Here is a 14,842-nt window from a genome sequence, read left to right on the forward strand (position 1 = left end):
GAAATCAATAGTTTCCACCGATGGCTGTGATTACTCAGGCACGATCCAACTGACGGTGGCATGTCCTGTCCCGGCCGGTACCAGCGTTTTGTGCAGCCATGGCAGCACGTTGTTCATTTGCGCTTCGAGCTTCCACGGCGGGTTGATGACAATCATACCGGAGGCGGTCATGCCGCGCTGGTCGCTGTCCGGGCGTACTGCCAGTTCAATCTGCAGAATTTTGCGGATGCCGGTCGCTTCCAGGTCTTTGATCATGCGTTTGATTTGCGCGCGCAGCACTACCGGATACCACAGGGCATAAGTACCAGTCGCAAAGCGTTTGTAACCTTCGTGGATACCGGTCACCACTGCCTGATAGTCGGTTTTGATTTCGTACGGCGGGTCGATCAGTACCAGGCCACGACGGGAAACCGGTGGCAATTTGGCTTTCAGCTGCTGATAGCCATCGGCTTTTTCCACGCGAGCGCGGTTATCTTTCTGGAATTCAGCGCGCAACAGCGGAAAATCACTTGGGTGCAGCTCGGTCAACTGGATGCTGTCCTGCTCGCGCAGCAGTTGACGGGCAATCAGCGGAGAACCAGGGTAGTAGCGCAGCTGGCCGTTGCGGTTGAAATGGTTCACCACGCCGATATACGGCTCCAGCTCGGCGGGCAGATCGTCCTGCTGCCAGATGCGGGCGATCCCTTCCAGATATTCACCGGTACGCTCGGCGTGTTCGCCACTCAGCTGATAGCGCCCCGCGCCCGCGTGGGTGTCCAGATAGAGAAACGGCTTCTCTTTCTCTTTGAGTGATTCGATGATCAGACTCTGAACGGTGTGTTTTAGGACGTCGGCGTGGTTGCCTGCGTGAAAGCTGTGGCGATAACTGAGCATGGGTAATGAAATTCCGCTGAAATGACGATTTGCCACAGTTTACAGCAGAACGGCACAGATTACCCGTCGGCACGGTAAGCGCAGCCATTGAAATCCTCTACACTTAACCCCATTACTGGACCATATGCACTGCGCCGGATGCGCGCTTCATTCATCTTATTCAACAGGACAGCGTTTATGACCAATCCATTACTGACGCCTTTTTCGTTGCCGCCATTTTCTAAAATCCTCCCTGAGCATGTGGTTCCAGCTGTTACGCAGTCGCTGGACAACTGCCGCGCGGCGGTAGAAAGCGTGGTAGCGCAGGGCGCGCCGTACAGCTGGGAAAATCTGTGTCAGCCGCTGGCCGAAGTGGACGACGTGCTGGGACGTATCTTCTCCCCGGTAAGTCACCTGAACTCGGTAAAAAACAGCCCGGAACTGCGTGAAGCCTATGAACAGACGCTGCCGCTGCTCTCAGAGTACAGCACCTGGGTCGGTCAACACGAAGGGCTCTACAAAGCGTATCGCGACCTGCGTGATGGCGACCACTACGCCGAACTGAATACGGCGCAGAAAAAATCTGTCGATAATGCTCTGCGTGATTTTGAGCTGTCCGGTATTGGTCTGCCAAAAGAGAAGCAGACCCGCTACGGTGAAATTGCCGCGCGTCTGTCTGAACTGGGCAACCAGTACAGCAACAATGTGCTCGATGCCACCATGGGCTGGACGAAGCTGATTACCGACGAAGCCGAGCTGGTGGGCATGCCGGAAAGCGCGCTGGCGGCGGCAAAAGCCCAGGCCGAAGCGAAAGAGCAGGAGGGTTTCCTGTTAACCCTGGATATCCCGAGCTATCTGCCGGTCATGACCTACTGCGACAACCAGGCGTTGCGTGAAGAGATGTACCGCGCTTACAGCACCCGCGCCTCCGATCAGGGGCCGAATGCCGGTAAATGGGACAACAGCCCGGTGATGGCGGAAATCCTCGCCCTGCGTCACGAGCTGGCGCAGTTGCTGGGCTTTGAAAACTATGCCGATAAATCCCTTGCCACCAAAATGGCGGAAAACCCACAGCAGGTACTCGATTTTCTGACCGACCTGGCCAAACGTGCCCGTCCTCAGGGTGAGAAAGAACTGGCCCAACTGCGTGCTTTCGCGAAGGCGGAGTTCGGCGTGGATGAGCTGCAGCCGTGGGATATCGCGTACTACAGCGAAAAACAGAAGCAGCACCTCTATAGCATCAGCGATGAGCAACTGCGTCCTTACTTCCCGGAAAACAAAGCCGTTAACGGTCTGTTCGAAGTGGTTAAGCGCATCTATGGCATCACCGCGAAAGAACGTACCGACATTGACGTCTGGCATCCGGACGTGCGTTTCTTCGAACTGTATGACGAGAAGAACGAACTGCGCGGCAGTTTCTACCTCGATCTCTATGCGCGTGAAAACAAACGCGGTGGTGCGTGGATGGATGACTGTGTGGGACAGATGCGTAAAGCGGATGGTTCCCTGCAGAAACCGGTCGCCTACCTGACCTGTAACTTCAACCGTCCGGTGAATGGTAAACCTGCGCTGTTTACCCACGACGAAGTGATCACCCTGTTCCACGAGTTTGGTCACGGTCTGCACCATATGCTGACCCGCATCGAAACCGCAGGCGTGGCCGGGATCAGCGGTGTGCCATGGGATGCGGTCGAACTGCCAAGCCAGTTTATGGAAAACTGGTGCTGGGAGCCGGACGCGCTGGCGTTTATCTCTGGTCACTATGAGACCGGCGAACCGCTGCCGAAAGAACTGCTGGATAAAATGCTCGCGGCGAAAAACTACCAGGCGGCGATGTTTATCCTGCGTCAGCTGGAATTCGGCCTGTTTGATTTCCGCCTGCACGCCGAGTTCAGTCCGGAACAGGGGGCTAAAATCCTCGAGACTCTGGCTGAGATTAAAAAGCAGGTTGCCGTCATTCCTGGGCCAACCTGGGGCCGCTTCCCGCACGCGTTCAGCCACATCTTCGCAGGCGGCTACGCGGCAGGTTACTATAGCTACCTGTGGGCCGACGTGCTGGCGGCAGATGCCTTCTCTCGCTTCGAAGAGGAAGGGATTTTTAACCGCGAAACGGGCCAGTCGTTCCTCGATAACATCCTGACCCGCGGGGGTTCTGAAGAGCCGATGGAGCTGTTCAAACGCTTCCGTGGCCGCGAGCCACAGCTGGATGCGATGCTTGAGCATTACGGGATTAAAGGCTGATTGTTACGTGAAGATCTGCTTAGTCGATGAAACAGGCGCCGGAGACGGCGCCTTATCTGTTCTGGCCGCCCGCTGGGGGCTGGAGCACGATGATGAAAACCTGATGGCGCTGGTGATGACGCCAGAGCATCTCGAATTACGTAAGCGCGACGAACCGAAACTCGGCGGTATTTTTGTCGACTTTGTCGGCGGTGCTATGGCACACCGACGTAAGTTTGGCGGCGGTCGTGGTGAAGCGGTTGCCAAAGCGGTCGGTATCAAAGGGAGCTATCTGCCGGATGTGGTGGATGCCACGGCGGGGTTAGGGCGTGATGCGTTTGTGCTGGCTTCCGTGGGTTGTCATGTGCGGATGCTGGAACGTAATCCGGTGGTGGCCGCACTACTCGACGATGGTCTGGTGCGTGGCTATGCAGACCCGGAAATCGGCCCGTGGTTGCAGGAGCGTTTGCAACTGATCCACGCTTCCAGCCTGACGGCGCTGACCGATATCACTCCGCGCCCGCAGGTGGTCTATCTTGACCCGATGTTCCCGCATAAGCAGAAAAGTGCGCTGGTGAAGAAAGAGATGCGTGTGTTTCAGTCGCTGGTGGGACCGGACCTGGATGCAGATGGTTTGCTGGGGCCTGCTCGCCAGTTAGCGACGAAGCGTGTGGTGGTAAAACGCCCTGACTATGCGCCGCCGCTGGCGGACGTTGCGACGACCAATGCGGTGACCACCAAAGGGCACCGGTTTGATATTTATGCCGGTACGCCGGAATAAAAAAAGCCGGGTGGCGGCTTCGCCTTACCCGGCCTATGTCCTCGATCTATTCCCTCTCCCAACGGGAGAGGGTTAGGGTGAGGGGAATTTAACGCACTTACTCGTCTTCTTCGTCACGCAGTGGAACAATCAACATATCCACGTGAACGGTGTTAATCAGCTGGCGCGCTGAAGACATCAGCTTGCTCCAGAAGTCCTGATGGTGACCGCATACCACCAGATCCATATCGTATTTCTTAATCGCATCGACCAGCACCTGACCCAGGTCGCCGCTACCGCTTAAGGTTTCGGTGATCGGATAACCTGCGTTAGTCGACAGTTCGCTCAGAGCGTGGTGAGTCTCTTCGGAGATGCGTTTCTGCATATCGCCGAGATTGACGTCGATCAGACCGGTATAGAGGTCGGAGTAATTCACATCAACGTGAATCAGGGAAACTTTCGCGTTGTAGGGACGCGCCATGGATACTGCTTTATCAACCAGTACTTTGCTCTCCGGGGAGAGGTCTACCGCGATGAGAATGTGTTTGTAAGCCATAGTGTTACTCCTTCCTTAAGTTATCGATGACTAATACGAGAATGCCGTCGTCTGATACATTCATTACGGCCCAGTTAAACATATTTTTCAAGCTTTGGTGTTGATAACGATTAACCTTGTGGCAAAAAAATTAACGGATCTCCTACACTATTTAATGAGCCGTTCGGATTTTAAAATGCGAACCGGATCGATTTTTGGTCATTCTTTCACTGAACTGTCTGTCAGGGCATTGGGGTGCGGTAGCTCAGAAGCCTTGCTTCGTGGGCGGACGCCGGGGAGGATGTATGATTAGCACCGTCGCATTGTTTTGGGCGCTATGTGTGGTTTGCATAGTGAATATGGCGCGCTACTTCTCATCGTTACGTGCGCTGTTGGTGGTACTTCGTGGTTGCGATCCGTTGCTTTATCAGTATGTGGACGGTGGAGGTTTCTTCACCTCGCATGGACAGCCCAGCAAACAGATGCGTCTGGTGGGATACATCTACTACCAGCGCTACCGCGATCATCACGATGAAGAGTTTATCCGTCGTTGCGAGCGCCTGCGTCGTCAGTTCATTTTGACCAGCGCCTTATGTGGTCTGGTCGTGGTCAGTATGGTTGCATTGATGATTTGGCATTGAGCATAAAAAAAGCGGGTCAGTTTCCTGACCCGCTTTTTTGTCGCCTTCAACTGATTAGATCAGCTTCAGCGAAATCCAGTACAAACCGCCAGACAACAGGATAGAGGCCGGGAGGGTGAATACCCAGGCCATCAGAATGTTGGTCACGGTTTTGCGCTGCAGACCGCCACCGTCAACAATCATGGTACCTGCCACGGACGAGGAGAGTACGTGGGTGGTAGACACTGGCATACCGGTATAGCTCGCCAGACCGATAGACACGGCTGCCGTCATCTGCGCGGACATACCCTGCGCATAGGTCATGCCTTTCTTACCGATCTTCTCGCCGATGGTGGTCGCCACACGACGCCAGCCAATCATCGTACCGATACCGAGTGCCAGCGCGACAGCCATGATGATCCAGATTGGCGCGTACTCAATGGTGTTGAGCATATCGCTTTTCAGTTTCTTCAGCAGACGCTTGTCGTCAGTATTCACGTCAGGCAGCTTCGCCACTTTATCTGTCACATCAGAGATGCACAGCATAATGCGACGTAGCTGACCACGCTGCTCAACGGTCAGTTTGTCATAACTCTCGATAGTACCCAGCATACCTTTCGCCCGTTCCAGCGCGTTAATCGCATTAGCCGGATGGCAATGGAACTCGCCTGGCACAGTGGTGGCACCCGCTTCCGGAGAAGGAATCAACTGGTCAACACCGGTCGCTTTCTTCAGAAGATCAGGATGCTGCTGGAAATAGATTTCGACGTTGTTCACCGCATCACGGGTACGGGTGATTTCGTATCCGGAGGCATTCATGTTAACCACGAAACCTGCTGGCGCAACGCCAATCAGAACCAGCATCACCAGACCAATGCCTTTCTGACCATCGTTCGCACCGTGTGAGAAAGCCACGCCGATTGCTGAAATGATCAGAGCGATACGTGTCCAGAATGGCGGTTTTTTCTTACCGTCTTTCTTCTCACGCTCTGCCGGAGTCAGGTGAATACGGGAGCGCTTTTTCGTGTTGCTCCAGTAACGACGCAGGATGAAAATTAATCCACCTGCAACCACCAGACCCACAATAGGGGAGATGATCAGAGAGCCGAAAATACCCAGTACTTTAGGAAGGTTCAGCGCATCAACAACCGATGTACCGGTCATCAGGGCGTTAGTTAACCCGATACCGATAATCGCGCCAATGAGAGTGTGAGAACTGGATGCAGGCAGGCCGAAATACCAGGTACCGAGGTTCCAGATAATTGCAGCAAGCAGCATTGAGAACACCATAGCGAGGCCATGGCCAGAACTTACGTTAAGTAGCAGATCCGTTGGCAGCATATGCACAATCGCATACGCAACGCTCAGTCCACCCAGAAGGACACCAAAAAAGTTAAATACCGCCGCCATAACGACCGCCAGTTGCGATCGCATTGCGCGAGTGTAGATAACCGTCGCTACTGCGTTTGCAGTGTCGTGGAAGCCGTTGATCGCTTCGTAAAACAGTACAAAAACCAGAGCAAGCAATAATAAAAGCCCGGTATGTAAATCCAGGCCGGCAAACAAATGTAGCATAGGACGTTACGCCATTTTGAGGACATGAACGCGGCGCATTATCCAGGACAAATGCACGGCGGGCAAAGTGAAATATAGACTTTTTTTGACATACCACCTGATTTGAGAAAAGTGCCTGAAAGGATATTCTTTAAATTTCAATGAAATGGCTTTGTAATATCTTTTTACGCTGGTGTGACCACAGAGGAAACTTTACAATCCGCGGCAGTTAACAAAGAGGGTTTTGACGTGGAAAGGTTTGATGCCGTGGTAATTGGCGCCGGTGCGGCGGGTATGTTTTGTGCGGCGATGGCCGGACAGGCGGGTCGTCGCGTGCTGCTGCTGGATAACGGTAAAAAGCCAGGCCGTAAGATCCTGATGTCTGGCGGCGGGCGCTGCAACTTTACGAATCTGTATGTTGAACCCGCGGCCTATTTGAGCCAAAACCGTCATTTTTGCAAATCTGCGCTGGCGCGTTACACCCAGTGGGATTTTATCGACCTCGTTGGGAAGCATGGCATTGCGTGGCATGAGAAGACGTTGGGCCAGCTGTTCTGCGATGATTCCGCGCAGCAGATTGTCGATATGCTGGTGGCCGAGTGCGAGAAGGGTGGTGTAACGATGCGCCTGCGCACGGAAGTGCTGGACGTTGCGCGTGATGAGCAAGGTTACATGCTGCAACTCAACGGTGAAACCGTCTGCGCCGATAGCCTGGTGATCGCCAGCGGTGGTCTTTCCATGCCGGGTCTGGGCGCCTCGCCGTTTGGCTACAAGATTGCCGAGCAGTTCGGCCTGAAGGTGCTGCCAACGCGTGCGGGTCTGGTGCCGTTTACGCTGCATAAACCGCTGCTGGAACAACTCCAGACACTTTCTGGCGTCTCGGTTCCGTCTGTCATCACCGCCGAAGACGGTACGGTATTCCGCGAAAACCTGCTCTTCACCCATCGTGGCCTCTCCGGCCCGGCAGTACTGCAGATCTCCAGTTACTGGCAGCCGGGAGAGTTTGTCACTGTGAACCTGGTGCCGGACTGCGATCTGGACGCGTTCCTCAACGAGCAACGTACTGCGCACCCGAATCAGAGCCTGAAAAACACCCTGGCAATGCTGCTGCCGAAGCGTCTGGTGGAATGTTTGCAGGTGCTTGGTCAGATCCCGGATGTTTCGCTCAAGCAGCTTAACAGCCGCGAGCAGGAGATGCTGGTTGAGACGCTGACAAACTGGCGTGTGCAGCCAAACGGCACGGAAGGCTACCGCACCGCGGAAGTCACGCTGGGCGGGGTCGACACGAATGAACTCTCTTCCCGCACCATGGAAGCGCGCAACGTACCGGGACTCTATTTTATTGGCGAAGTGATGGATGTGACCGGCTGGCTTGGCGGGTATAACTTCCAGTGGGCATGGGCAAGTGCCTGGGCGTGTGCTCAGGCGCTGGCAGAGAAATAATCACGCCCCGCAATTATTGCACCAACTTTTTCCGTCCATTCAACTAAGCTTCGACCAGGTGCCCCGCTGCGTTCGCGGGGCCGTATTCCTTTTGGTCAGAGCACACGTCATGCAGATACTCAGCATTATTATTTTGCTTAGCCTTACTGTGGTTATCCATTCACTGTGGATGTTTATCGTTCTCAAATTCATTAAGTTAGAAGTCGATTCTGCGGTACGTATTGTTTTACGTAATGTCGGCATCGTTATCTCCATGATTTTCGCCCATCTTCTTGAAGCCGGGCTATTTGCGGCGTTTTATTTTGTCATTGATGCATTTAATGACTGGAACACCAGTTTCTACTTTTCACTGGTCAGTTACGCCACTGTCGGCTACGGCGACGTCACGTTACCCGAGCACTGGCGGCTGATCGGTGGTGTGGAAGGGCTAGTGGGCGCGCTGATGGTGGGCTGGTCTGTGGCGGTTCTGGTGGCGGTACTGCAGCGTTTGCGTGGCATGAGCGCCTGAACAACGGGTGTGCTAAAGTAACGATCTTTTTCTGTTACTGGCTTATGTCAGTTTGTATGGTGTTGTGTATGTCTGCTGCTCATCTCGGTTTCCCGACGGAAACCGTTGTTGTCTTTGTTGTGATGGCCGTTGGGGCGATGTTTATCGACCTCTTTATGCACCGTCACGATAAACCGATCTCGCTCAAAAGTGCCGCCATGTGGTCCCTGTTCTGGGTCATGATGGCAATGGCGTTCGCCGGATTCTTGTATGTTCACCACGGCGCAGAGATGGCAAGTCTGTTCCTCACGGGTTACGCGCTTGAAGAGGTGCTCTCTGTCGATAACCTGTTTGTAATGATGGCCATTTTTGCCTGGTTTGGTGTGCCGGATAAGTATCGTCATCGCGTACTTTACTGGGGTGTGCTCGGCGCGATTGTATTCCGTGGCATCTTCGTGGCCATTGGTACCAGCCTGCTGAGTCTTGGACCTTACGTCGAAGTGATTTTCGCGCTAGTCGTCGGCTGGACAGCGGTGATGATGCTCAAACGCAATGAAGAGAGTGACGAAGTGGAAGATTACTCTGGTCATCTCGCTTATCGTCTGGTGAAACGCTTCTATCCTGTCTGGCCGAAAATCAGCAGCAATGCCTTTATTTTGACCCAGAAAGAGGTCGATGCTGAGCTTGAAAAACCGGAAAACCAGGACGTGATGGTTGGGCGTGTTAAGAAGGCGAAGCGCTACGCAACACCACTGCTGCTCTGCGTGGCGGTTGTGGAGCTTTCTGACGTAATGTTCGCCTTTGACTCGGTCCCGGCGATTATTGCCGTTAGCCGTGAACCGCTGATTATCTATAGCGCCATGATGTTCGCCATTCTCGGCCTGCGTACGCTCTATTTCGTACTGGAAGCGCTGAAACAGTATCTGGTGCACCTTGAGAAAGCAGTGGTGTTGTTGCTGTTCTTCGTGGCCTTCAAGCTGGGTCTGAATGCAACCGACCACTTCTGGCATCATGGTTACAGCATTGGCGCGACGGCCAGCCTGTTTGTGGTATTAGGCGTGCTGGCGTTGGGCATTATTGCGAGTGTGATGTTCCCTGGGAAACGTGAGGCCTGATGCCCCGCTTTTCTCCCTCTCCATGCAGGAGAGGGAGAAAAGGCTACTTAATCGGTGAGTTCCGGCGCTTACGCGGGTGATGGAAATGTCGCCAGTGCGGATCCTGCGCGGCTGCCAGCAGTTCGTGATCGCCACGGGTGTCTCCCCAGGCGCGCAGGTGATACGCGTTGAGATCGCCATACACCTTTTCCAGCCTTGCCACTTTCTGAGCACAGCGGCAGTTATTGCCCGTGATACGTCCTGTCAGCTTACCGTTTTTCACTTCCAGCTGCGTGCCAATTAACTTAATGCCAAGTTTGTCAGCCCACGGCTGCAATACCAGCGCAGGAGACGCGGAACAGATCGTTACTTCTGCACCGGAGTTCACCTCAGCCGCCACCGCCAGAACCCCTTCCGGGCGCATCAGCTTGTTCCAGTATTTTTCGCAAAAGGCTTCCGCCTGCTGGCGTAACCAGTGCTCATCCACACCTGTCAGGAACGTTTTAATCAGCACTTCCTTCAGTTCATCGCGCGTCAGCTTGCGGCGAACGCAATGGAGCGTTGGCAGCGCCATACGCACCAGACGGCCCGCGAAGTAACGTTTACCAAAGGCAAAACGCAGGAAAGGGATAAAGCTGTCGTGGTGCGTTAATGTTCCATCAAAGTCAAAGACAGAGAGCACGTTGGATTTTGCCACCGTCTCGTCGGCAATCATATTGGTCATAAATACGTCTTAGCTGAAATACACATTCTGTTGATCAGTTTACCTGCTTTACCTGGACAGTCCTTACATCACAACCACTTTTTTCTCGATCTTGCGATCTGAAATGAGTCCAATTTTAGTCACCATAAAGATTGGTGAAAAAATGACCTGCCTATATTATCGCCGCATTGAAAGATTTTTCGGGGGAACATTGGCCCTCACAGGTAAGGAATAATTCACTCTCAGATCCTTTTTTATATATGACGTTCAGATCGCTTATTTCAATCCTCACGTTAAGTTTTGCTTCATTTTCTGCATTCAGTTTTCAATTGCCCGCGTCCATGATTTCGATGAACAGCGCATTTGCAGTATCGCCAGCGAAATCGGCTCTGTTTCACCAGGAAACAGGCCCGCTACGCTCGCGCATTCTCGATCAATACCAGAAGTGGAAGGGGACTCACTATCAGTGGGGCGGAACCACGCATCGCGGAGTGGATTGCTCCGCACTGATACAACATCTGTTCAGCGAAGCGGTACACCTTAATTTACCGCGCACGACGAGCGAACAGATCCATCGCGGTGTGCAGGTGGCGCAATATCGCCTGAAGGCAGGAGACCTGGTGTTCTTCCAGACGGGACCGAACCGCAAGCACGTTGGCGTTTATATTGGCAATAGCCAGTTTATTCACGCCTCAAGTAGCCAGGGAGTAACGGTCTCCACTCTGACGGATGACTACTGGCAAGAACACTACATTACTGCCCGTCGGGTCGCAGGCAGTACGGCCTGACGACATTAAATGATGTCATCCACGACGCCACCATCAACGCGCAATGCCGCACCCGAGGTGGCGGAGGCCTGGGTCGAACAGACATAAATCACCATATTGGCCACCTCTTCAAGCGTGGCCGCACGCTGGATAACCGAGCTGGGGCGGTTGGCCATCACAAACTCTTTCGCCAGCTGTTCCAGCGATTTGCCGGTTTTTTCGATTTCATCTTTCATCATTTCGGCGAAACCGTCAGACATCGTCGGCCCTGGCAACACGCTGTTGACCGTCACACCACTTCCCGCCACGAACTTCGCCAGGCCGCGCGCCAGTGAAAGCTGTGCCGTTTTGGTCACGCCGTAGTGGATCATATCCGCCGGGATATTGCAGGCTGACTCGGAGGAAATAAATACCACGCGTCCCCAGCCTTTCTGCACCATGCCCGGCAGTAAGGCGCGGGAGAGGCGCACGCCGGACATCACGTTGGTCTGCCAGTAACGTTCCCAGGTCTCATCGTCGGTGGCGTAGAAATCCTGCGGTCCGTAAATCCCGGCGTTGTTGACCAGGATATCGACGTTGCCCGCGACCTTCAGAAGCGCTTCGACCCCTTCTGCTGTGCTGAGATCGGCAATCGCGGCACGCACCTGTACGCCAGGCACTACCTGCTGGAGCTGTTGAATGCCTTTATTTACTGATTCCGTGCTACGGCCATTGACGATCACTTCCGCACCACTTTCCGCCAGACCTCTGGCAATCGCGAACCCGATCCCACCGGTTGAGGCAGTCACCAGCGCCACTTTTCCCGCAAAGTCGATTTTCATCATCTGCTCCCTATCGTTTTAACGTTCGGACCTTAAAGCGTAGCAGGTGATGATGACGGCTCCTGGCTAAAAAGGCGCAATAGCGTTTCGACCTGCTCATCAAGCGGGGCGAAGGAGCGCTTAACAATCAGGTGAAGCGGCGTTGCCCTGCGCGCGCCGTGGCTCAGCGGCAGACGTTTCAGTACACCTTGATCCAACTGGGTCTGGATGCGTTCTTCTGGCAGCCAGCCGTAGCCAACCTGAGAGACGACGGCCTCAATGGCGGCATCGATGGTGGAGAAGGTCCATGACTCGCCGGCAGCACGCGCGGTAGTCTGGTTGTCCGCAATCTGGATGAGCGGCCACGGGCGCAGCATGTCGTCGTTAAGCGGTGCGTCGAGGTTAAAGAGGGGATGCTGATGATGCGCCACGGCAACAAAGTCGATATTCATCAGCCATTCGCCGAGCCCGGTCATGTCCTGGCGGCGCGTCAGGACCATTACATCGGCTTCGTCATTCATGGCATCGGCACGGGAAGTTTCCAGCACTTCGGTTAGGCGTACCTGAGTTTGCGGATACTGTTGCTGGAACTGACGCAGAATGGCGAACAGGCGGCGACGCGGGAAAACCGTGTCTACTACCAGATCCAACCGCGTGCGCATCCCGTTGCGAAGGGTTCCTGCGCGCGTCTCGACATACGAAAAGGCTTTCAGCAACGGTTTCACCTGGTTGAGAAGAAGTTCTCCTGCGGGGGTTAGCACCGCTCGTCGTCCTTCTGGCGCCAGCAGCGCCACGCCCAGTCGCTCCTGCAACAGCGACAGGTTATAACTGACTGAAGACTGGCTACGGTGGGTTTCTTCCGCGGCTTTGGCAAAGCTGCCTGCCTCAACCACTTTCACCAGTAAAGACCATTGTTCCAGTGTCGTCTTATGCATGAAAATATCTAAATTTTGGATGAATTTGATTAAAACATAGCGTTATTCATCCATTTTTTGAAGGGGTACGATCGTCTCATCAAAACAAAGGAGACATCTTATGAACACCTTCGACAAACATGATTTAAGCGGCTTCGTTGGCAAACACCTTGTTTATACTTATGACAATGGCTGGAACTACGAGATTTACGTCAAAAATGAAAACACGCTCGACTACCGTATTCACAGCGGCCTGGTAGGCAATCGTTGGGTAAAAGATCAACGAGCTTACATTGTGCGAGTAGGGGAGAGTATTTATAAAATTTCCTGGACCGAGCCAACCGGAACCGATGTTAGCCTGATTGTGAACCTGGGTGACAAACTGTTCCATGGCACTATCTTCTTCCCACGTTGGGTCATGAACAACCCGGAAAAAACCGTCTGTTTCCAGAACGATCATATTCCTCTAATGAATAGCTATCGCGATGCTGGTCCAGCTTATCCAACGGAAGTCATTGATGAGTTTGCCACTATTACCTTTGTGCGCGATTGCGGTGCGGATAATGAAAGCGTTATCGCCTGCGCAGCCAGCGAATTACCCAAAAACTTTCCAGAAAACCTATAATAAGCGCGACAATTAACTGAAAAGAAAAGTTCCCGGTTATTTCTGCTATTTGTAGAAATAACTGGGATTTTTTTTGTTTGTTGAGGTTTAGTTTAATCGTTACATTTTGCAAAAATTGAACGTGATCACAAAATAAATAATTCATAATTCTGCAACCTGTTGTTTATAAACTTAATTACATGCCTTTCATTACATTTTAAATGCCCATCTTAATTTTTCCCTAAGAAATGAGCGTTACCTTGATATGAGTTGATGAACCGTTGAAATAAACGAGCCGGTAATTGGTTAATATCAGAAGCGTACCATTTTTATTGCAAGGAAATTAATGATGAGCGATTTTTTGCCTTTTTCCCGCCCGTCCATGGGCAATGAGGAATTAACGGCGTTGCAGGAGGTATTAACCTCCGGCTGGATCACGACCGGGCCGAAAAATCAGGCGCTTGAAGAGGCATTTTGTGAGCTTACCGGAAATCAGCATGCAATTGCCGTCTGTTCAGCAACCGCGGGAATGCACGTCACGCTGATGGCGCTGGATATTGGCCCGGGCGATGAAGTCATTACTCCTTCCCAGACCTGGGTCTCCACACTGAATATGATCGTGTTACTGGGTGCAACGCCGGTAATGATTGATGTGGACAAAGATACCTTGATGGTGACACCCGAAGCGGTTGAAGCTGCCATCACTCCGCGTACCAAAGCGATTATTCCCGTTCATTATGCCGGCGCGCCGTGTGAAATCGACGCCATCCACGCCATTGGCGAACGCCATGGTATTCCGGTAATTGAAGATGCGGCCCATGCTGCCGGTACTTACTACAAAGACCGTCATGTCGGCTGGAAGGGAACAGCGATTTTCTCTTTCCACGCCATTAAAAATATGACCTGTGCAGAAGGCGGCTTAGTCGTCACGGACAATGCCCAACTGGCACAACGGATCCGCAGCCTGAAATTCCACGGTCTGGGTGTCGACGCGTATGACCGCCAGACGCACGGTCGCGCTCCGCAGGCAGAAGTGATTTCCCCGGGCTATAAATACAACCTGGCGGATATTAACGCCGCGCTGGCGCTGGTGCAGTTGGGCAAACTGAAAGAAGCCAACAAACGTCGCCAGGAAATTGCTGAACGCTACCTGCGGGAGCTTGCCGATACCCCGTTCCAGCCACTCACTATTCCGTCATGGCCGCATGTGCACGCCTGGCATCTGTTTATCATTCGTGTTGATGAAGCTCGCTGCGGGATTTCACGCGATAACCTGATGGCAGCGCTGAAAGAGAAAGGCATCGGTACCGGCCTCCATTTCCGCGCGGCTCACACCCAAAAATACTACCGCGAGCGTTTTCCTGATGTATCGCTCCCGAATTCAGAATGGAATAGCGCGCGTATTTGTTCTCTCCCTCTTTTCCCGGACATGACTCATGACGACACAACCCGCGTCATTACCGCGCTCCATCAGCTTGCAGGAAATTGA

General features: G+C 53.3%; 15 protein-coding genes. 9 read left to right on the forward strand and 6 right to left on the reverse strand.

The window, feature by feature from the left end; all coding sequences use genetic code 11:
* Positions 1 to 30 precede the first annotated feature (30 nt).
* A complete protein-coding gene (locus V6E55_RS08685; RefSeq protein ID WP_114979293.1) occupies positions 31 to 873 on the reverse strand; it encodes a 23S rRNA (adenine(2030)-N(6))-methyltransferase RlmJ in 843 nt (280 codons plus the stop codon).
* Between the two features lie 177 nt (positions 874 to 1,050).
* Here V6E55_RS08685 and prlC point away from each other — a divergent pair, with 177 nt between their 5' ends.
* Together prlC and rsmJ are read left to right on the forward strand one after the other, a co-directional pair.
* Complete coding sequence (gene prlC, locus V6E55_RS08690; protein WP_316942608.1) at positions 1,051 to 3,093, forward strand: oligopeptidase A; 2,043 nt, start codon at positions 1,051 to 1,053, stop codon at positions 3,091 to 3,093.
* A 7-nt stretch (positions 3,094 to 3,100) separates the two neighbouring features.
* Complete coding sequence (gene rsmJ, locus V6E55_RS08695; protein WP_049005596.1) at positions 3,101 to 3,853, forward strand: 16S rRNA (guanine(1516)-N(2))-methyltransferase RsmJ; 753 nt, start codon at positions 3,101 to 3,103, stop codon at positions 3,851 to 3,853.
* Positions 3,854 to 3,950: 97 nt separating this feature from the next.
* On the opposite strand, the gene uspA is transcribed toward rsmJ, so the two are convergent.
* Positions 3,951 to 4,388 carry a universal stress protein UspA gene (uspA, locus tag V6E55_RS08700; protein WP_003861223.1) on the reverse strand — a complete coding sequence of 146 codons (438 nt, stop codon included), beginning with the start codon at positions 4,386 to 4,388 and terminating at the stop codon, positions 3,951 to 3,953.
* Between the two features lie 284 nt (positions 4,389 to 4,672).
* Here uspA and uspB point away from each other — a divergent pair, with 284 nt between their 5' ends.
* Positions 4,673 to 5,008 carry a universal stress protein UspB gene (gene uspB, locus V6E55_RS08705; protein ID WP_028018336.1) on the forward strand — a complete coding sequence of 112 codons (336 nt, stop codon included), beginning with the start codon at positions 4,673 to 4,675 and terminating at the stop codon, positions 5,006 to 5,008.
* A 54-nt stretch (positions 5,009 to 5,062) separates the two neighbouring features.
* Here the strand turns inward: uspB and pitA are convergent, their stop codons facing one another.
* Positions 5,063 to 6,562 carry an inorganic phosphate transporter PitA gene (pitA, locus tag V6E55_RS08710; protein ID WP_129994800.1) on the reverse strand — a complete coding sequence of 500 codons (1,500 nt, stop codon included), beginning with the start codon at positions 6,560 to 6,562 and terminating at the stop codon, positions 5,063 to 5,065.
* A gap of 228 nt (positions 6,563 to 6,790) precedes the next feature.
* Between pitA and V6E55_RS08715 the strand changes: the two genes are divergently transcribed.
* The 3 genes from V6E55_RS08715 to V6E55_RS08725 all read left to right on the forward strand — a co-directional run bounded on the left by V6E55_RS08715 (position 6,791) and on the right by V6E55_RS08725 (position 9,586).
* Positions 6,791 to 7,984, forward strand: a complete 1,194-nt coding sequence (locus V6E55_RS08715; protein ID WP_316942610.1) for an NAD(P)/FAD-dependent oxidoreductase — start codon at positions 6,791 to 6,793, stop codon at positions 7,982 to 7,984.
* 109 nt (positions 7,985 to 8,093) lie between these two features.
* A complete protein-coding gene (locus V6E55_RS08720; RefSeq protein ID WP_114979298.1) occupies positions 8,094 to 8,492 on the forward strand; it encodes a potassium channel family protein in 399 nt (132 codons plus the stop codon).
* A 68-nt stretch (positions 8,493 to 8,560) separates the two neighbouring features.
* Positions 8,561 to 9,586, forward strand: coding sequence for a TerC/Alx family metal homeostasis membrane protein (locus V6E55_RS08725; protein ID WP_028018065.1), 1,026 nt, complete (start codon positions 8,561 to 8,563; stop codon positions 9,584 to 9,586).
* A 43-nt stretch (positions 9,587 to 9,629) separates the two neighbouring features.
* On the opposite strand, the gene V6E55_RS08730 is transcribed toward V6E55_RS08725, so the two are convergent.
* A complete protein-coding gene (locus V6E55_RS08730; RefSeq protein WP_114979299.1) occupies positions 9,630 to 10,289 on the reverse strand; it encodes an HAD family hydrolase in 660 nt (219 codons plus the stop codon).
* 239 nt (positions 10,290 to 10,528) lie between these two features.
* Between V6E55_RS08730 and V6E55_RS08735 the strand changes: the two genes are divergently transcribed.
* Positions 10,529 to 11,056, forward strand: a complete 528-nt coding sequence (locus V6E55_RS08735) for an NlpC/P60 family protein (protein WP_410493441.1) — start codon at positions 10,529 to 10,531, stop codon at positions 11,054 to 11,056.
* Between the two features lie 5 nt (positions 11,057 to 11,061).
* On the opposite strand, the gene V6E55_RS08740 is transcribed toward V6E55_RS08735, so the two are convergent.
* Positions 11,062 to 11,856, reverse strand: a complete 795-nt coding sequence (locus V6E55_RS08740; protein WP_316942667.1) for an SDR family NAD(P)-dependent oxidoreductase — start codon at positions 11,854 to 11,856, stop codon at positions 11,062 to 11,064.
* A gap of 32 nt (positions 11,857 to 11,888) precedes the next feature.
* Entirely contained in the window at positions 11,889 to 12,770 is an 882-nt protein-coding gene (locus tag V6E55_RS08745; RefSeq protein ID WP_316942613.1) for a LysR family transcriptional regulator, read from the reverse strand.
* 100 nt (positions 12,771 to 12,870) lie between these two features.
* Between V6E55_RS08745 and V6E55_RS08750 the strand changes: the two genes are divergently transcribed.
* A complete protein-coding gene (locus V6E55_RS08750) occupies positions 12,871 to 13,374 on the forward strand; it encodes a phenolic acid decarboxylase (RefSeq protein WP_129994803.1) in 504 nt (167 codons plus the stop codon).
* Positions 13,375 to 13,702: 328 nt separating this feature from the next.
* Positions 13,703 to 14,842, forward strand: coding sequence for a UDP-4-amino-4-deoxy-L-arabinose aminotransferase (gene arnB / locus V6E55_RS08755; protein WP_316942668.1), 1,140 nt, complete (start codon positions 13,703 to 13,705; stop codon positions 14,840 to 14,842).

Origin of the sequence: Enterobacter sp. 342, from assembly GCF_036663495.1 — a bacterium.
Classification (GTDB): domain Bacteria; phylum Pseudomonadota; class Gammaproteobacteria; order Enterobacterales; family Enterobacteriaceae; genus Enterobacter.